General features: G+C 59.7%; 16 protein-coding genes. 10 read left to right on the top strand and 6 right to left on the bottom strand.

Features of this window, described 5'->3' with window-relative positions:
* The first annotated feature begins 272 nt into the window (after window positions 1-272).
* Window positions 273-758, top strand: coding sequence for a 2Fe-2S iron-sulfur cluster-binding protein (locus NW828_RS11000; RefSeq protein ID WP_011432453.1), 486 nt, complete (start codon window positions 273-275; stop codon window positions 756-758).
* Window positions 759-853: 95 nt separating this feature from the next.
* Window positions 854-2,239, top strand: coding sequence for an FGGY-family carbohydrate kinase (locus NW828_RS11005; RefSeq protein ID WP_414342541.1), 1,386 nt, complete (start codon window positions 854-856; stop codon window positions 2,237-2,239).
* A 457-nt stretch (window positions 2,240-2,696) separates the two neighbouring features.
* Here NW828_RS11005 and NW828_RS11010 read toward each other — a convergent pair whose 3' ends face one another.
* Together NW828_RS11010 and NW828_RS11015 are read right to left on the bottom strand one after the other, a co-directional pair.
* On the bottom strand, window positions 2,697-2,918 hold the full coding sequence (locus NW828_RS11010; RefSeq protein WP_414342539.1) for a hypothetical protein: 222 nt from the start codon (window positions 2,916-2,918) through the stop codon (window positions 2,697-2,699).
* Window positions 2,918-4,771 (bottom strand): S8 family serine peptidase, encoded by a 1,854-nt coding sequence (locus NW828_RS11015; RefSeq protein WP_414383871.1) that lies wholly within the window; start codon window positions 4,769-4,771, stop codon window positions 2,918-2,920. Before NW828_RS11015 ends, NW828_RS11010 begins: the two co-directional genes overlap by 1 nt.
* Before the next feature lie 223 nt (window positions 4,772-4,994).
* Here NW828_RS11015 and NW828_RS11020 point away from each other — a divergent pair, with 223 nt between their 5' ends.
* On the top strand, window positions 4,995-5,687 hold the full coding sequence (locus tag NW828_RS11020; protein ID WP_414383893.1) for a MotA/TolQ/ExbB proton channel family protein: 693 nt from the start codon (window positions 4,995-4,997) through the stop codon (window positions 5,685-5,687).
* Between the two features lie 3 nt (window positions 5,688-5,690).
* Window positions 5,691-6,116, top strand: a complete 426-nt coding sequence (locus NW828_RS11025) for an ExbD/TolR family protein (RefSeq protein ID WP_414383874.1) — start codon at window positions 5,691-5,693, stop codon at window positions 6,114-6,116.
* Between the two features lie 120 nt (window positions 6,117-6,236).
* On the opposite strand, the gene argF is transcribed toward NW828_RS11025, so the two are convergent.
* Window positions 6,237-7,154 (bottom strand): ornithine carbamoyltransferase, encoded by a 918-nt coding sequence (gene argF, locus NW828_RS11030; protein WP_414383895.1) that lies wholly within the window; start codon window positions 7,152-7,154, stop codon window positions 6,237-6,239.
* Between argF and NW828_RS11035 the strand changes: the two genes are divergently transcribed.
* A complete protein-coding gene (locus tag NW828_RS11035) occupies window positions 7,126-7,326 on the top strand; it encodes a hypothetical protein (protein ID WP_414383898.1) in 201 nt (66 codons plus the stop codon). The two genes, argF and NW828_RS11035, sit on opposite strands and share 29 nt — an antisense overlap.
* On the opposite strand, the gene ctpC is transcribed toward NW828_RS11035, so the two are convergent.
* The gene (ctpC, locus tag NW828_RS11040; protein WP_011432460.1) at window positions 7,323-8,618 is read right to left on the bottom strand and encodes a carboxyl-terminal processing protease CtpC; all 1,296 of its coding nucleotides are present in this window, start codon (window positions 8,616-8,618) and stop codon (window positions 7,323-7,325) included. The genes NW828_RS11035 and ctpC overlap by 4 nt on opposite strands.
* A gap of 317 nt (window positions 8,619-8,935) precedes the next feature.
* Here ctpC and NW828_RS11045 point away from each other — a divergent pair, with 317 nt between their 5' ends.
* The 3 genes from NW828_RS11045 to NW828_RS11055 all read left to right on the top strand — a co-directional run bounded on the left by NW828_RS11045 (window position 8,936) and on the right by NW828_RS11055 (window position 11,971).
* The gene (locus NW828_RS11045) at window positions 8,936-10,303 is read left to right on the top strand and encodes a glutamate-5-semialdehyde dehydrogenase (RefSeq protein WP_414383877.1); all 1,368 of its coding nucleotides are present in this window, start codon (window positions 8,936-8,938) and stop codon (window positions 10,301-10,303) included.
* 253 nt (window positions 10,304-10,556) lie between these two features.
* Entirely contained in the window at window positions 10,557-11,084 is a 528-nt protein-coding gene (locus tag NW828_RS11050; RefSeq protein WP_414383880.1) for an RNA recognition motif domain-containing protein, read from the top strand.
* A gap of 140 nt (window positions 11,085-11,224) precedes the next feature.
* Window positions 11,225-11,971 carry a DsbA family protein gene (locus tag NW828_RS11055; RefSeq protein WP_414383883.1) on the top strand — a complete coding sequence of 249 codons (747 nt, stop codon included), beginning with the start codon at window positions 11,225-11,227 and terminating at the stop codon, window positions 11,969-11,971.
* Window positions 11,972-12,284: 313 nt separating this feature from the next.
* Here the strand turns inward: NW828_RS11055 and NW828_RS11060 are convergent, their stop codons facing one another.
* Both NW828_RS11060 and NW828_RS11065 read right to left on the bottom strand, forming a co-directional pair.
* On the bottom strand, window positions 12,285-13,703 hold the full coding sequence (locus tag NW828_RS11060) for an SPOR domain-containing protein (RefSeq protein ID WP_414383886.1): 1,419 nt from the start codon (window positions 13,701-13,703) through the stop codon (window positions 12,285-12,287).
* A gap of 109 nt (window positions 13,704-13,812) precedes the next feature.
* The gene (locus NW828_RS11065; RefSeq protein ID WP_414331038.1) at window positions 13,813-14,241 is read right to left on the bottom strand and encodes a hypothetical protein; all 429 of its coding nucleotides are present in this window, start codon (window positions 14,239-14,241) and stop codon (window positions 13,813-13,815) included.
* Between the two features lie 112 nt (window positions 14,242-14,353).
* Between NW828_RS11065 and recJ the strand changes: the two genes are divergently transcribed.
* Both recJ and NW828_RS11075 read left to right on the top strand, forming a co-directional pair.
* Window positions 14,354-16,999: a single-stranded-DNA-specific exonuclease RecJ gene (gene recJ / locus NW828_RS11070; RefSeq protein WP_414383889.1), complete on the top strand. Its 2,646-nt coding sequence runs from the start codon at window positions 14,354-14,356 to the stop codon at window positions 16,997-16,999.
* Window positions 16,989-17,654 carry a metallophosphoesterase family protein gene (locus NW828_RS11075; RefSeq protein WP_414383891.1) on the top strand — a complete coding sequence of 222 codons (666 nt, stop codon included), beginning with the start codon at window positions 16,989-16,991 and terminating at the stop codon, window positions 17,652-17,654. Before recJ ends, NW828_RS11075 begins: the two co-directional genes overlap by 11 nt.
* Window positions 17,655-17,807 lie beyond the last annotated feature (153 nt).

Raw genomic sequence — 17,807 nt, forward strand, 5'->3', positions numbered from 1 at the left:
TTTTAAAGGGCGTCGGCTACGGTCGGCGCTATCCTTCCCCGCCCTGAAGGACGGGGCTTGCCGCGCCTTTTGGTCAAGTTTCTGAAGCCTACACCAGCAAGACCTATAGTTGGAGTGCCGAGAAGGCTCAGAGGGCATTCGTATGCACCGAGACCTGAATGGCGCATGGGGGATTTTCCTGCATGCTTAGGTAGAACTGCCCTGTTCCGGCAATCTGCATTGGTGAAAGATGCTAGCTTTTTTAGCATCCAGTAGCCCAAAAAGTGCGGACTATGGTCAAGCGTGTGCGGTTGGATCCCATTGCCCAAGTGTCTGAAATCGCCACCAACAGCAATTTGCTCTCGGTGCTGCTGCAAGAAGAGCTGAATGTGTTGAAAGAGTGCGGTGGGCGCGGCCTCTGCGCCACCTGTCATGTGTACGTTAAGGAGGGGATGGAGTCTTTATCCCCGATGAGCAAGCGGGAGCAGCGCACCCTGGAGGTGATCACCACCTGCAAGCCTAACTCTCGCTTGGCCTGCCAAGCGCGGGTGCTGGGGGAAGGGGTGGTGGTGGAATTGCCTGCCGGGATGTACATCCATGCTTTTCAGGATATCGAGGCGTTGATCGGTCGGCGAGCGGAGCAGCCACTTTTGCACCCTGTAACCGGCGCGGTTTTGGTGCAGGAGGGCAAGCTGATCACCCGCTCGGTGCTGGAATCGGTGAGAGGGCTGGATCTGGATATCCAAGAAGCACTGGCTCGGAGCAGCCAGGAGTTTTGAGATTTTGATCCCATCTTTTGAGCCAGTTTGGGCCCCTTTTTGAGGCCACTTGGCCACCCCGTATATAAACAAAGCATTCTCAGGTGAGTATTCCTATGCCCCCTGTGTTTCTTGGGATCGATCTGGGCACTTCTGGGATGCGGGTGGTGGCCCTCTCAGAGCAGGGGGAGGTGGTGGCCAAAAGCGAGCGCCAGTGGGATCCCCCAGAGACCAATCCGGGCCGCTGGTTGCGAACCCTGAAAGCCCTTTTGGGACAACTGACCGCGCAACTGGGGGAGCAGTATTCCATTGCAGCTCTGAGTGCTTGCAGCACTTCCGGCACCATTCTGCCGGTGGATGGTCGAGGCATGCCGTTGGAACAGGCGTGGCTGTATTCTGACCCACGGGGCCAGGCTCAGGCCAAGCAATTGGGGATCCCTGCCAGTTGGGGTCTCAGCCGTTGGCTGTGGTGGGCGGAAGCCTACCCTGATCAGTATCGAGACAGCTACTTGGCCCATCCGGCGGACTTTTTGCTGAGCCAACTGGGGGGGCGCAGGCAGGTGACCGATCACACCCATGCCCTCAAGAGCGGTTTCGACCTGGAGGCCTACACCTGGCCTCAGGAGTGGTTGGCGCGGCAGGGCCTAAACCCCAAGCATTTCCCCGAGGTGGTACCGCCGGGAACGGTTTTAGGAACGGTGCGAGCAGACTGGGGGTTGGGGCCGGAAGTGCTGATCGCGGCAGGGATCACCGATGGCTGTGCCGGGCAACTGGCGGCAGGGGCTATTCGCTTGGGGCAGGTTTCCACCAGCTTGGGCACAACCCTTATTTTTAAGGCCAACAGTCCGGATCCCATACAAACCCCAAGCATCTATTCCCATTTGCACCCGGACAGTGCTCCGCACCGCTGTCGCGAACGAATGGTTTGGTGGCCGGGGGCCGCCTCTTTTTGTGGAGGCGGAGTTTTGCCTCATTACTTCCCCGACGGCAACCTGCAAATGCTGGATCAGCAAGCTCAGGCTTATCTGCCCACCGGGCTGGTCAGCTATCCCCTTTGTCAGCCGGGAGAGCGTTTTCCCATTGTCGATCCCCGGTTCGCCGGGTTCTTGCCAGAGGCAGAAGAGGGATCCCCCCGTTTTTACGCTGCTTTGTTGGAGGGGGTAGCCATGGTCGAGCGGCTGGGGCTGGAAACGTTGGCGGCTCAAGGGATCCCAGTGCCAGAGCAGAGCCCGATTTTCACCACCGGTGGAGGCAGCAAAAGCCCTCTCTGGTTGCGCCTACGCGCCAGCATCCTTGCTCGTCCCTTGGCTGTGGTGAAACACCCGGAGCCGGCTGTGGGGGCAGCCATCTTGGCCGCTTCTGCCTATTGGTGCTGCTCTGTCCAACAGGCTGCCGATCGATTGGTACAGGTAGAACGCTATGTTCAACCGGATCCAGAGTGGGTGAAGTCTTACGCAGAGATCTACTCGGTCTTTCACAGCCGCCTGAGCAACCTGCTTTGACATGTTCCCTGCTCTACTGGCTTGCTTCCCCGTAGCGGTAGGGTGAGGATTCTTGTTACTGGTTCCACAACAGCCCTTGCCGCAAAGGATCCCGTCCCGCTTTCGCCAGTAGGTTTCCCCTCTAAAACAGCGATGATGGTTTCCCAGTTGTTCAGGCTACAGACTTATGACTATGTAAGTATTAAGCGGTCACGGGATACAGCTGCCTACCTACGTTTTTTGAGCTTCGTGAATGCTCAGCCGTGGAAACGAGATTCTTTTTAAACGGAAATGAAATATTTTCGTTGCATTGCTTCCTAACTTTCCTTCTCTCCTAACTAAAGAGAAGCTAGGGGTGAGGGTCGGCAGCGAGGTGTCTCAATCTTGTTTGAAGCGACTGTAAAAGCATTCTGACATCGAAAAGCAGGGATCCCCGCTTGGGGATCCCCGATTGGTATGGCCGGAGCCGCAAGCCAAGCTAGGGCTGCCGCTGGAAGCTCTTGACTTCTAAAACCGGCCCTACCTGAGCCACCGTCACCATGTCTTCTCTGATCTGTCCCTGGATGGTGACCTCTAGTCCCTCTTGCAAGAGCTCTTTGGGGGCACGGAAAAGGGCATAGTGCTCGCCGGAAGGCAGCGTCAGCACCCACACTCCCCCTTCGATATCCAGGAACTGGATGGTACCGCTGTACTCTTGCATCACTGCCTCAGCGCCAGCCCAGTTGCCGTGGATTGAGATTCCGTAGCCGCTTGCGCTCCCAAGTAGGCCAGGCCCAGGCAGAGCAAGCCATTGAAGAGCAAGAAGGAGCGACCCAACCAAGCAGAGGATCCAAGCCATAGCACCCCCTCATAAAACAGGGATCCGGACAAGAGCAGATGCGAGGCCATGCCAATGCACAAGCCAATCACCGCCCAGCGCCAGCGCCGATGGCCCAGGAGCAGCAACATCAACAGGCCTGGGATCAACACGCTGGCAAATAGGGGGTTCAAGGCATTGGTCTGGGCAAAGGCGGTGCCCAACTCCGGCAGGGAGCTACCCGCCAATTGGAAGGGCCAACGGGGGCCACCGACAATCGCCAACCCCTGCAAGGGGAAAAGACCGGCACTGCCCAAAAGCATCCCAGCCAGCAAAGGCACCGTCTGCAGCAGCCGCTTGGGAGCCAGCCACCAGCGGATCAGCACCAGGATAATGTAGCCGCCCACCACCATCAGCAGCTTCGGCACCAGAGCAATCGGGCCACCATCGAACCAGAAGCGTGGGTTGAGGTAGCCATTGTTGTTCAGGTACTGCAGGAAGTCCTTCAACCAGAGCACCAAGGGGTTTTCCTCCTGTTGCCCTGTGGCCCTGGCCAGCGCCTTGGCTGCATCCAAACGACCAGCCCCGTAGAAGTTCTGTTTGTCGCCGGGCACTGGGGTAGCCGACATTTTCAGCACTTCCTCCACCTTGTCCGGGTCTTTGATGCCCTGAGCCTGGATCAGAGCTGCCACACCGGCTACGTGGGGAGTGGCCATGCTGGTGCCTTGGAAGTAGGCAAAGACCGGCTCGTTGGGGTTACGACGGTTGATGGTTTGCTGCAGGATGCCGTATTCGGGGTGATCAGGCGTCTTGGCTCCGCCGGGAGCAGAGATGTCCACCCCCACCCCATAGTTGGAGTAGGGGGCTTTCTCCCCGTTGGGCCCCGTGGCCGAGACAGCGATCACATGCGGGTAACGGGCCGGGTAGCTCACCTGGTTGGAGTTTTCGTTGCCAGCGGCTGCGATCACCGTCACCCCCTTACTGTGGGCATAGGCCACCGCCTCCTCCATCAGTTGGGCAGAAGCGCGGCTACCCAGGCTGAGGTTGATGATCGTAGCCCCGTGGTCGGCAGCATAGCGGATCCCTTCCACCACATCCGACAGGGATCCGAAGCCGTTGGCATCCAACACCCGCACCGGCATGATCTTGGCCTTGAAGGCGATGCCGGCTACACCCAAGAAATTGTTGGTGGACTGGGCAATGGTTCCCGCCACATGGGTGCCGTGGCCGTTGAGGTCTTCCGGCTCCTCATCGTCGTCCACAAAGTCATAGCCCTTCACAAATTGGGTTTGGGCCAGGTCGGGAACTCGGGTTACTCCTGTGTCCACCACGGCTACCGTCACCCCTTCCCCTTGGGAGATGTCCCAGGCTTCTGGCATGTGGATGGCCCTGAGATTCCATTGCTGGGGATAGAGGCGGTCATTGGGCACGAAAGCCGCCTGGAATTGATAGTTGGGGTGAGCATACTCGATCAAAGCTTCGTCGGTGAGCCGCTTAACCAGCCGCCGCGTGGATCCCAGGTGGTCGGCATCCACGTCAAACAGATAGATCGCTTCCTGGCGGGCAAAAGCGCTGTTACTGCTGGGGCGGAGCGTCAAATGATACTCTTTAGCGATAGCGGCAATCTGACTGGGGGTGGCTGTGTTCACAAAGTTGACCACGATGCTGTCGTAGGGGGTAGATCCCTTGCCGCAAGCCGTCAACAGCAAGGCCATCAAGCCGGCGCAGCAAAGACCCAACCAGCGTCTGAATTTCATAATTCACGCCCTCGGGATCCAAAAAATGTTGCAACCAGTATGCCCTCTGGATTGACAATTGACGAGATGAGAGCCGGCATGGGGGCAAAATTGCCAGAAGGTGCAATCTTCGCCGCGCAAGAAGGGATCCCAGCCCTGCCGAGAAAGTGCTATGACAAGATGAGCGTAAACTGCCGCTTGGAGGGGGGAATCAGGATCGATGGATAGAGTCTTGCAGCTCATGATCCAGGGTTGGTATTACTCCATCCCCCTGTTGACCTTCTCGGTCTTCTCAGTGGCCTGTTGCATTGAGCGGGTGCTGTTTTGGTGGAAGATCACCCATCGGCAGGAGGAGGTGGTGCAGCAAGCCCTGAGCCAGTACCGCCGCAACCCACGCGCTGCCCAGTATTTGCTGGAGCAAAATGCCGATCTGCCGATTGCCCGCATCTTTTTGGCCGGGTTGGAGCTGAACGAGGCCAGCCCGGAAGATTTTAAGCTGGCTCTGGAAACGGCCCTGGCGGCAGAAGTGCCTCTGCTGAAGCGCTTCAACACTGTCTTCGACACCGTAATCACCGTTGCCCCCTTCTTGGGCTTGTTGGGCACCGTCACCGGCATCATCCAGATCCTCAGCTCCATTCAACTGGGGGATATCGGCGGCACCGATACCCAGGGGGTAGGTCAGGGGATCGCCGAAGCCTTGTACTCGACGGCCTTTGGACTGATTGTGGCTATTCCCACCCTGTTGATTTCCAACGTCTTTCGCTCTTTGTACCTGCGGCAACTCTCTAAGATCCAAGAGTACGGCGGCATGCTGGAGCTGCTGCATCGGCAGCGGCAAGAGATGCAGGCCCAACAGCTTTCCCAGTATTCCTACACCCAATCTAGCCCCAGTGGCAGCTCCACCCTTCCCCCCTACTCCTCGCTTGAGCCCTCCTAACCTATGCGCATCCCCGAAGAGAACTTCCGAGCTGGCGAGATCAACATCGTGCCCCTGATCGATGTCATCTTCTCGATCCTGGTGTTTTTCGTGATTGCCAGCCTGGTGCTCACCCGCTCCGAGGCTCTGGATGTCAACCTGCCGGATGCCACTACAGCTGAAGTTCGTCTGCAGCCGGATGTAACGGTGAGCCTGACGGCGGAAGGACAGATTGCTGTCAATCAGGAGAAAATTGCCGATATTTCTGCCCTGATCCCGGCAGTGGAACGCATCCTGGCCGAGAAGCCGGCTGAAGGGCGGCGCTTGGTGGTGATCAACGCTGATTTGGCCCTCTCCCACGGCAAGGTGGTGGAGGTGATGGATACCCTGCAGCGGGTGCCCAATGTCAGCTTGGCGATTGCAGCCCGCCGTCCTGCCAATAGCCGGTAGCTAGGTCTGGGCTAATTTGGGCCTCGGACCAAGTCCTGACGAGACAGAGGAACACGACGAGGCCATCCTCAACGACCGCAAAGCTGTTCGCTACGCCCCTCTCTGGCTCCCCAAAGGCTGTTATCCTGGGCCCAGCAGCTGAACCAGCAGCGCCTTTTGCACATGTAGGCGATTTTCCGCCTGATCCCACACGCGGGACTGGGATCCCTCCAGTACTTCAGTGGTGATTTCCTCTTCCCGGTGGGCCGGCAGGCAGTGCAGCACAATGGCTTCCGGATCTGCCTGTTGCATCAGCTCGGCATTGACCTGGTAGGGCAGAAAGGTGGCCTTGCGGGCCTCGGCCTCAGCTTCTTGACCCATGCTGGCCCACACGTCGGTATAGACCACCTGGGATCCAGAGACGGCTTCCTGGGGATCCTGCAGCACCAACACCTGGGATCCCTGGGCCAGAGTGCGGGCTTGATCCACCACTGCCGCATCCGGCTCGTAACCGGGGGGGGTGGCGACGCGGATGTGGATCCCGCTCATGGCACAACCCAACAGCAGGGAGTGGGCAACGTTATTGCCATCGCCGCAATAGGCCAGGGTCAGGCCTGCCAGTTGGCCAAAGTTCTCCTGAATGGTGAGCAGATCGGCCAACACCTGACAGGGGTGAAACTGATCGGTGAGGGCGTTGATCACCGGAATATCGGCATACTCGGCAAAGGTTTCCAGTTCCTTCTGGTGGTAGGTGCGAATGGCGATCACATCCAGGTAGCGGGAGAGGACGCGGGCCGTATCCTGCAGGGGTTCGCCGCGGCTCACCTGCATCACTGTCGGCACCAGATCGAGGGTGCTGCCCCCGCATTGGGCCATGGCTGCCGTAAAACTGGCGCGGGTGCGGGTAGAAGCCTTCTGAAACAACAGCCCCAACACCCGACCCCGCAGCTCCACCCGATAGGGATCCCGCTTTAACTCAGCCGCCTGGGCTAGCAGGGCCGACAGCTCTGCCGGGGTTAGGTCGCTGAGCTTGAGCAGATCCCGTCCGGCCAAGTTTATGGATCCCGCGATCTTCGACCCCGCCATTGTGCTACGCGCCACCTACAGAAACAATAAAAGCATTTTCAACCCAGGGTTGGTGGACAGTCCTCAAGGGTTTGGCCATTCCCTCAACCACGGCTTCAGGAATGTCCATCTCAAACCCATCAAAACCGCTCCCAACACCGGCTAACGTGAAGAGGAACGAATGACCTCCTGGGCCTGTTGCCGACGGGCAGAGATCTGAGCCTGCAGAGCCTGGATGGCAGCAGCATACTGTGGGTCGGCTGGGGTGGCCACCAATTCTCGGTTCTGGCTGAGCCGCTTCAGATCTTCCTCGGACAATTCCACCAAAATGTCGGGGGTAATGCCCTTGTGGTCGATGTCGTTACCGTTGGGAGTGCGATAACGGGCAATGGTTACCGCCAGCCCAGATCCATCGGACAGGGGATGCACCGACTGCACCAGGCCCTTGCCGAAAGTTTGCGTGCCGACAATCACGGCGCGACGGTTATCCTGCAGAGCCCCCGACAGAATCTCGCTGGCGCTGGCCGAGCCACCATCCACCAAAACGGCCAAAGGTTTATCGGTAAGGGCCGTGTTGTTGGCCGTCAGGCGATCCTGCTCCCCTTGGCGGTTCACCGTCGAGACGATGCTGCCCCGGTTGATCCACATGCGGGCAATCTCGGCGCTGGAGTAGAGCAGCCCCCCTGGGTTGGCGCGCAAATCCAGAACGTAGGCGGCTACCCCTTGTTTTTCCAGCTCGCGAATGGCTTGGCGCATCTTCTCGGCGGCGTTGCCGGAAAACTGGGTAATCCGGATATAGCCAATGGGCAGGCCGTTTTCCTCGTGAACCTCGTAGCGCACGGTGGCCAGCTCAATTCTTTCCCGCACCAAATCGAACACCTTTAGCCCTTCCCCCTCGCGGCGAATGGTCAGCCGCACCCGCGTACCCGGCTCGCCCCGAATGAGGTTGACTGCAGCGTTGGTGTCCATGCCTTCGGTGGACTTGTCGTCGATGCGCACGATCACGTCTTTGGATTTGATCCCAGCCCGGTCGGCAGGAGACCCTTCAATGGGGGAGATCACCACCAGCTCGTTTGTCTCCTGATCCATGCCCAGCGTGATCCCCACCCCGGTCAGCTCACCGGATGTATCGATTTGCATGCTGGCAAACTGATCCGGATCCAGAAAGCGGGTGTAGGGATCGTTCAGTTTCTTCAGGGCTTCCCGGATGGCCGCGTAGGCATCTTCTCGGGTGGCATACTCTCGGCTGAGCAGATCCCGCCGCACCGCTTCCCAATCCAGGGAATTAAAAGACGGATCCACGTATTCCCGGTTAACAATTTGCCAAACCTCGTCCACCACTTCCTTGGGATCCCGGCGAAACCCCGCCCAACCCGGCATAGATAGCTGCACGCCGACCAGCGACACCGCTGTCATCACCGCAGCCGTTGCACTAACCACAAACCCACGCTTTCTCATTGGCTCTCCTGGAAGGCGCTAAAAGTCAAGGTTGACGAGGTGGATCTCTAATTGTCAGGGAACTGGGTTTCGAGCAAGGGTCTTCCCCTATGCGAACTTCAGCTTAGAAGCATCGAGAGCAAGGAAAGGCTCCCCTGCTGCAGCAAGTGGGATCCAGACTTTGGTAGGCTACAGATAACCCCAACCGACTGTGCCCAACCTAGCATAGGGATCCCTGCCGGGGGTGCTTCTAGGATCACAGTTCAACACAACTTTGTTACAACCTATCATCGCAACCCTTTTCTTCCAAATGGGCACTTTGCCCCCTTTCTGACTCTATGTCCCTTGCCACCGATTGCCCCAGCTCGCTTGCATCTGCCTCAGAGCGCCCGCTGCTGTCCCAAGTGCAGTTGGCCCGCGCTGCTGCCCAACACACGGCCACCTTGCCCACGGCTATTAAGAATGCCGCTCTAGAGGCCATGGCCACTGCCTTGGTGGAGCACCAAGAGCCTATCTTGGCCGCCAACCGGGCGGACTTGGAGCGGGCAGCAGAGATGGTGAAAGCCGGGGAGTTGTCGGCATCTGCCTATGCCCGCCTGAAGCTGGATGCCCACAAACTGGCCGACATGGTGGCCGGAGTGCGGCAGGTGATCCGGCTGGGGGATCCGGTGGGCCGAGCTTTGCTGATCCGGGAACTGGACGAGGGGCTAATTTTGGAACGGCGCACCTACCCTTTGGGGGTGCTGGGGGTGATCTTCGAGTCGCGGCCCGATGCTCTGGTGCAAATTGCTGCCCTGGCGGTGAAAACCGGCAATAGCGTCTTGCTCAAGGGGGGATCCGAAGCTTTGCTCTCCTGTCAAGCCTTGATGGCGGCCATCCAGGCGGGCCTGCAGCAGATCCCAGAGTTTCCCCAGGGATCCCTGCAGTTGCTCACCAGCCGCGCCGAGGTCAAGGCCCTACTGCAACTGGAGGGGTTGGTAGACCTGATCATCCCCCGCGGCTCCAGCAGCTTTGTCCGCTACATCCTGGAGAATACCCGCATCCCGGTATTGGGCCATGCCGATGGCCTGTGTCACCTGTACGTGGATCGGGCAGCGGATGTGGACATGGCGATCAAGCTGACGGTGGACAGCAAAACCCAGTACCCCGCTGCCTGCAATGCCATCGAGACTCTGCTGGTTCACGAGGCCATAGCCCCCCACTTTTTGCCTCTGGCGGTCAAGGCCCTGCGGGAAAAGGGGGTGGAATTGCGGGGGGATCCCCTCTGCCGCGAGCTGGTGCCCGATCTGATCCCGGCCACCGAGGACGACTGGAGCACCGAGTATGCCGATTTGATCCTCTCTATTAAAGTGGTGGGCTCCCTTGACGAGGCCATTGCCCACATCCAGCAGTACGGATCCCGCCATACCGAGGTGATTGTAACCGAGGATGCCGCTGCTGCCCGGCGATTTTTGGATGAAGTAGATGCAGCGGGAGTCTTTCACAACGCTTCCACCCGCTTTGCCGACGGGTTTCGCTATGGCTTCGGGGCGGAGGTGGGCATCAGCACCCAAAAACTGCCGCCGCGCGGCCCGGTGGGCTTGGAAGGCTTGGTGACTTACCGCTACCAACTGCGAGGGCAAGGACATCTTGTAGCCGACTACACAGGCCCCCAGGCGCGACCTTTTCAACATCGGGATCGCCTGAACAACACCGGCTTAGCTTAGCTGCAAAAGCCGGCTGTACAAACCGGCTGTACAAAGCAGTCGTTCACAAAAACCGTTCTCCTCGTCTTCGCGGCTCCAGGTTGAGGTAAATTAAAAAATAGCTTCGTGATTGCCAAGGGTTGCGCTTTGCGGCGCGCTATGGTGTGACAATGGACTACCGGGTTCCGGGTTTGATGTTATGGGCTTGAGCGCCCTAGATGTAGCGCTTTGCATTTTGGCCTTTTGTTATTTCGATTAGGAGCTTCGCTGGATCATGCCTGTGCGTCTGTATGTTGGAAATCTGCCGGAAGAGGTGGATCGTCAGGCACTGGAGAAGCTCTTTCGCTCTGCCGGTGAGGTCATTTCCACCAAGGTGATCCGGGATCGGAAGACAGGCAAATGCCGCGGCTTCGGCTTTGTAACGGTGAACACCGAAGAGCAGGCGCAGCAGTACATCGAAAAGTTCAACGGCCACAGCTTTGGGGATGTCAACTTGCGCATTGAGCTCGCCCAGCCGCGCGACCGCGGGGAAGAAGGCGAATCCAAAACAGCGACCTCTGAGCCTTCATCCAAAGAGTCCAGAGGTTCCAAAGATTCCAGAGCGTCCAGAGATTCTGAGGCCAAGGGCTCTAAAGAGTCGGCAGAAAACCCTGCCCCCAGCAAAAAGCAACGCCAGCGCGGCAATAAGGGTGGGCGCTCCACCGTCGTCGCCGAAAGTGAGGCAGCCTCTGAGCCGGATCCCCGCTGGGCCAGCCAGTTGCAGCGGATCAAGGAGCAGCTTCTGCAGGCCACCAATTCCTAACCCCCCCAAAAGGAGTAATAGACACCGTCGGTCTCTGACGGTAGGCTGGGTGAGTTGCAACGGCTCTAGGCATGGCTGAGAGGGGGGTTGGAATGAATAGGCTAGCGAGGATTTTTCGTGCTTGGGCTCGAGCTGGGCTTTTGTTCGGGCTGGTGGTTCTGCTGGGAGTGGGAAGTGGAGCTCCGGTTTTCCTACCAGCGGCGGCGGCTGCCCCGGCAGATTTGGAAGAGCAGGTGCTGCAGATCATTCGAAAGAACCCCCAGGTGATTCTGGAGGCCGTACAGGAATACCAGCAGCGACAGTACCAGGAGCAGCAGCAACAACAGCAGCGGCTGGCGGAAGAATTTGGCCGTCAACTGCGGGAGAACCCACGCGCCGTCATCGGAGATTCCCCTCGACTGGGATCCGACGCTCTGCGGTTAGTGTTGGTGGAGTTCTCCGATTTTCAATGCCCCTTCTGCGCCCGCGCCCACAGCACCCTCAAGCAGTTCATGGCCGACCACGGGGATGAGGTGACCTTGGTGTACAAGCACCTGCCCCTGACCAGCATCCACCCAGAAGCGATGTCGGCTGCCCGGGCTGCTTGGGCCGCCCAACGTCAAGGTAAGTTCTGGGAGTTTCACGACGAGCTGTTTGCCAACCAATCTCAGCTTGGGGATGGGTTTTATGTGGCCACTGCTGAGAAGCTGGGCCTGAATATAGAAAAATTCAATCGGGATCGGCGCAGTCGGGCGGCAGAGCGCGCCATTCAGCGAGATATCGACCTGGCCTCTCAACTGGGCATCGGCGGCACCCCCCATTTCATCTTGAACGGCATTTCCTTCTCCGGTGCGCAGCCGCTGGAGGTGTTCGAGCAGACGCTGCAGCAGGCTAAGCAAGCCCTCTAGGAAAAATGCTCCGCACTGCTATTGAAACAGGTGGTGTATTGCAAACAGGTGGTGCAACGGCTGGCCTATCCTTCTTACCAGCCTCGCCCAGTTGCCCAAACGCTCCGTCCTTGAGGAGGGCTTTACGGTAGGCTCAGGGCAGTGGCAGGGTAGTCAACCGCTCTATTCGCCCAAGCGGGCTGTAGGCTTTGACAAGCCAGTAGGGTGGGGAGTATGTCAAAAGCAGAAACTCACCCAAGTCGCCATTTGGGCCGAATGGGGATCCCCAACGGCAGGGAAGGAGGAGAGCGTTTATGGCGGAAGTGGCTCTTGGCTACTCCACGGGCAGGATGCGGGCATCGAACCCTGCTTCGGCCAGAGAGCGCCGCGCCTGTTCGGCGTTGGCCCGTTGCCGGTAGGTGCCCACCTGAATCACTGAGCCCCGCAGGAAGGCATCAGGGGCAAACTGCTGCAGCTTGGGTAGGGCCTCTTCCCCAGCCGGCACCACCACCCAAAATCCGCTGCCACCTTCTTCCCCAGGAGGAACAGCCTGGGCAGGCGAGGAGGAGACGGGATCCGCTTGCAAAAGAGGCTGAGAGCGGCGCAGATCGGCGGGGAAGATCCCCGCTTCATAGCCTTGGCCGGCCAAGTAACGCACCTGCTCGGCGGCAGCAGCAGGGTCGGCAAACCCACCTGTGCGCACCACCCGCAGGTCATCGTAGATCAAGGGCAGGGATCCCTCTAGGAGTTGTTTTAGCGCAGGCCATTTCTCCCCGGTGGGATCCGCCACCAACACCCAATAGCGCTCTCCTTGTGCTAGGTTGGAGATGGGATCCTGGCCAGCATTTTCTCCTACCAGCGACACCGCCACTGCCGGTAACCCCTGAGCGGTTAGCCAGCGGGCTTGATCCTGGGCCAACGACAGGCGGGAGAAGGTTCCCGTTTGCAAAGCAACCTGGCCGCGGTACTGCACCACAGTGGCTCCTGGAAAGAAGCGGCGCACCCGTTCTTCCAAACGGGGATCACCGGTGGGGTTGGGCACGTGGGTGGCAAAGGGACGCTGGGGATCCAAGGGGGGAGCGGTTGGCGTCGGCGGCACAGAGGCTTTTGAGCTGGCAGCAGGGCGGCTGGGTGCTGCTTGGGCAGGAAAAGCAGGGGGCAGAGGGGGATCCGTCTCTTGGCGGCTCACTACCCGCACCGATAACCCCAGCCGTTCCAAGTCGGCCTGACGGCGTTGAGCATGGCTACGGTTGATGAACGTCCCCGCCAGAATGAAAACCTGCCCATCCCCTTGCACAAAATAGGCATCCGGCACCTGGGTGCGCACCTGAGCCAACTCCGCCGCCCCATCCGCCAGTACATGCACTTGGTAACGGGTCAGGGCCAAAGCAGCCGGCAGGACGTTCCCATTAACGGCGTGGAGCACAAGGGCAAAGGCCGCCAGGGATCCGGCAAAGAGGGCCGGTTGCGCTGGCAACAGGAGTGCGGAGCACTTTAGCCAGCCGTAGTCCTTACGGGCGTTGCACATGGGATCCATCTCCTCTGGCGGGATTGGCGGCAACTCAAACCTCTGCATCCGGGATGGAGTCTTTGCCTGGGCCTGCGGGGATCCCCCACAGTGCCAGAGCTCGCAGTTCACCCCCTTGCGGGAAGGACAACTCAAAGCTAGCGTAAGCCGAAGTTTGGGCAAGGCTGTACCAGGGATGGGCTTGCAGATGCCGCCCACCACCGATAGAATGCTCCGCACTGCCACCGCAAAGATGCAGCCCAGTTGGGTTCACGGGAGAAACACAGATCTAGTGCATCTCCAGTATAGATAGGCTGGCAAGACTCTATCGCTATGGCTTGTCGGGGAGTTTGTTTCAGAGGCGACGGCGGCGGGATGGAGTCCTCGCCACAAGGGTGCGGGATCCCCCCAGGGCAAAGCGGATGATCTCCGTCTTGTACTGCTGCGAGCCCTCTGTGTAGCGGGCAAGCTGAATGGCAGATCCCTGGCCGGAAGGAAGCAAGAACCGTTCGCGACAGTGGTGGGCAGCACTCTCTGGAGTTTCCGCTTCGAGGGCAATGAAAAACCGCAGACGCAGCAGCACTTCCAACTTGGACAAGTGCTCGGTTTGCTCTGGCACCAAGCGGCCTAACGAGATTTGTAGGCGCGGCCTGCGTCGCCGAGATCCGGGGCGGCCCCAAAGCTGCTGGGCCAGTGTCCACAGAGAGGTCTGCTCAGAGGACTTGACCAACAGCTTTAAGCCTGTCAGCGGGTTAAGACCATAGGTAAGCAGCAGAGAATACATCGGCGGCAGGAAAGATTCAGAGGAGCGTTTTGAGCTAACGTCAAAAGGATACCCTATAGGCCAACTGTAGCACTGCCTACCCTCTATCCCCATCCAAGCCCCACCCTTCCCTATGGCCGGGATCCCTGCTCAACGCTGGCTGTTTCATCCTGTGGACAAGTTGGCTGCCCAGAGCTTGGCCGAGGCAGTGGGGATCTCGCCCATATTGGCTCAGATCTTACTCAATCGCGGGCTCTCCAGCCCTGCTGCCGTGCAGCAGTACCTGCAGCCGGATCCCGCCCACCTGCCTCCACCCAGTCAGGATTTTGCCGATTTGCCCCTGGCGGTGGACTTGCTGGACGGGGCGATTCGCCGACAAGAGCCCATCGCCATTTGCGGCGACTACGATGCCGACGGCATGACCAGCACGGCCCTGCTGCTGCGGGCTTTGCAGGACGCTCCAGTGCATTACCGCATCCCCAGCCGCATGACGGAGGGCTATGGCCTCAACAGCCGCATGGTGCAAGAGCTGCACCGAGAGGGGGTGCGCCTCATTCTCACCGTGGACAACGGCATCTCCGCCCACGAGCCCATCCAACTGGCCAAAGCTCTGGGCTTGACGGTGATCGTGACGGATCACCACGACTTGCCGCCCCAGTTGCCCCCTGCCGATGCCATCCTCAATCCCAAGCAGCTCCCCGTTTCTTCCCCCTATCGGGGGATGGCCGGGGTGGGGGTTGCCTACCTCCTGGCCCAGGCGCTGGCCGAGCGCCGCGGTGATGGCCATCTGCAGCGGGTGGCCCTGGAACTGTTTACTGTGGGCACCATTGCCGATCTGGCGCCGCTGACGGGGGTTAACCGCCTTTGGGTGCAGCAGGGGCTGCACCTCTTGCCCACCTCCCAGGTGGCAGGGATCCGCGCCCTTCTGCAGGCGATGGGCATGCAGGGATCCCTGGAGGGGTTGCGACCTGAGTGGATTGGGTTTGGCCTGGGGCCGCGCATCAATGCCGTTGGGCGAATTGGCCGGGCGAGAATGGGGATCCAGTTGCTGACCACCGACGATCCCCTGCAAGCAGAGAAACTGGCCCGCCGCTGCGAACGGCTCAACCAGGTGCGGCAGCAGATGTGCGGGCGCATCGAGGCAGAAGCCCTCGAGCAAATTGCCCAGCAAGGCCGAGATCTGCAACAGGAGCGGGTGTTAACAATTTTGGGATCCCCTCAGCAGAAATGGCATAAAGGGGTGATCGGCATTGTGGCCTCGCGGTTGGCAGAGCGTTTTGGCTGTCCGGTGTTCATCGGCAGCCAGTCGCGGCAAGGGGAGATCAGTGGCTCGGCGCGGCAGGGGATCCCCGAGTTTGACGTGTTTCAAGCGTTGGAGTTTTGCAAGGATCTGTTCACCAAGCACGGCGGCCACCCCGCTGCCGGGGGATTTAGCCTGAGAGCAGAAGACTGGCCTTTTTTTGAAGAACGGTTGCGGCAGTTTGCCCAACAGCAGTTGCAGCCGGAGCAGATCCAGCCGCTGGTGCAAATCGATGCCGAAGTGTCGCTGTCAGATCTCACCCTTGACCTCTATCGAGAGCTGCAGCATCTGCAGCCCTGTGGCATCGGCAATCCTGAGCCGGTCTTCTGCAGCCGCAACCTGCAGGTTCTGCAACAGCAGCGATTTGGCCCAGTTCCCGGCCACCTGAAGCTGCTGCTCCGGGATCCTGCTCTCCCTACGCAACGCTCCCATGGGTTACGTGCTACTCGGACGGAGTCCTCTTGTCCGGGCAGGAGCGACTCAGCCGCCAAAACCCCCAGTGATGACCGCGGAGTGGCCAGCATCACCGATGCGTTGGTGGGGATCACAAACGCGAAGCCCCAGCGCCCTCTTTGGGCCATCCGTTGGCGGGGAGCGGAAACCCATCCGCTGCCGGAGCGAGTTGATGTAGCCTACACGCTCAAGGCCAAAACATGGCAGGGAGAAACCCAACTGGAGCTGGAAATTGTCGGGATCCAACCTGCCCAAGAGGCTGCCACTGCCGGCAACCCCCCTCTCGAGAAAACAGCGCCCCGCACCCCTGATGGGAGCAAGTCTCCCATCTCCCCCGCCTCTCTGGATGCCACTCCTCCCATGCCCAACTCCAAGCCCTCGACTGGCTCCCAGAGGGGGACAGAGCCCTCACCTCTGTTGATCTGGCGCCCCGCCCCCCAGCCCACCCAGCCTTTGCGTTGGCAAGCTGTAGACCGATTTTCTGTCCTCTGGCCTCAGGCGCAGGGAACCATCCTGTTCTACGGCTTCCGCCGCCCCTCGCTGGTCTTGTCTTCAAGGCCTACGGCCCGCTATCGCGAACGGCGGCACCTGACTCTCCACTACGACCGTCCCCAAGCCGGCCACCGCTATGATCAACTCTGGTTGTGGAGCTGGCCCCCTTCTCTGGATCACCTCAAGTGGCTGCTCTGTTGCACCCCCAGCAGCGAGCTGTTGATTGCCGTCCATCAGCAAGCGGTGCCCCTGCCCTCCGCTGCCAGCTTGCAACGCCAGCTCCGCCAATACCTGCAAACCCGCAGCCAGGTGGATCTGCTGCGCTTGGCCCAGCAGTGGTGGCTGTCTCCGGCAGTGTTGGTGGCAGGATTACGCTCCCTGGGGTACGCCTGCCCAGATTTTGGCCCCACGGGATCCCTCGGCGAAGAACTGGAAGCCCAGCAAGCTTGGTACAGCAGCTCCTGGCAGCAGGTTGCCGCCCTGCTTCAGCGATCCCACCTGGATTCTTCTGCTGCAGAGGCCCATGGGGATTAAACTGCTGCTCGGCTCTGACTACCACGGCAGCGCTCGGCTGATCCGGCAGGCCCTTGCCCATCTGCCGGAGGTGGATGCTTACATCAACTGCGGGGATTTCTGTTCCAAGGCCGGCAAACCTTCCCGCAAGGCCACCCAGGGCTTTCATCCGGCAGCCCAAGCAGAGGTGGTTCATCTGCAATCCTTTTTGGCGGCAGTGGAGAGCCTGGGCAAACCCTGGCTCTTTTTACCTGGCAACCACGATCCAGCAGCTTCGGTTTTGAATTCGCTGGTTGGCTGTTGGGGGCGGGCCATCACCCAGTCCTGCTGCTTTGAGTGGCTGGGGTTACAGGTTTTGGCTGTGCCCTGGACTCCCCCCTGTGGCTGGAGCTGGTCTCTGACCTCTGCCCATTTGCAGGAGCTGCTCACCCTCTACAGTCAGCCCCCCCGACCCATTGACCTGCTGCTGACCCACGCTCCGCCGCGGGGCCTTTTGGATGAGGGGGGGAAGTGGTATCACCGCCGTACGCCCACTTTGCGCCCCCTTTTGGAACAGCTGCAGCCGCGCTACTACATCTGCGGACACATGCATTGGGATGGGGGCAAGGTAGAGCGATGGGGATCCACCCTGGTGATTAACACAGCCCTGCACAACATGGTTCTCGAGATCCATTAGGCAGGAAGCCCTTGGACAGCCTTCCGCCTCCTCAGCTAGAAATCGCAGGAGCCCCGCACTGTAGCCGTAGGGTCACTGCCGGGAGGAATGCGCTTTGATGAAGTACAATGAACTTATGACCCAAGTCCTGACCGTATCCTGCAAGCTCAAGGC

It is taken from the genome of Synechococcus sp. W55.2 (assembly GCF_047461635.1).
Classification (GTDB): Bacteria; Cyanobacteriota; Cyanobacteriia; order Thermostichales; family Thermostichaceae; genus Thermostichus.